This window comes from Mesorhizobium sp. PL10 (genome assembly GCF_053714315.1).
The window spans coordinates 1-414 of the sequence record NZ_JBSKBR010000208.1 but is presented as its reverse complement, the minus strand read 5'-3'; the positions used below and the strand labels follow the sequence as shown (position 1 = coordinate 414).

Genomic DNA, 414 nt, shown 5'->3' with positions numbered 1-414 from the left:
GCGAGCATGTCCTCGACTGGTTCCATATCACCATGCGCATCACCGTCCTTCGCCAGTTCGCCCAGGGTCTCGAGAACTACGACGAGCAGGCCGGGCAGGATCTGCTTGAAACCCTCCGCAGGATCAAATGGCATCTCTGGCATGGTAACGTTTATCGGGCCCGTGACGAAATTGCCGACCTGCAATTCGATGCGGAAGGTCTGGAAACAGGCTATCCGAACATGCGCAAGTTCCTGACCGCCATCGGCGACTTCCAGGCCTACATCGCCTCCAATAGTGCGAGCCTGATCAATTACGGCGAGCGCTATCGGTCCGGTGAGCGCATCTCCTCGGCCTTTGTCGAGGCCACCGTTAACGCCGTCATCTCCAAGCGCTTCGCCAAGAAACAGCAGATGCAGTGGAGCAGGGTCGGCG

1 pseudogene is annotated in these 414 nt (G+C 58.7%); it reads left to right on the top strand.

The features are described from left to right. Positions 1 to 414 (top strand): annotated as a pseudogene (locus ACWGTO_RS33885) (ISKra4 family transposase); the annotation flags it as partial.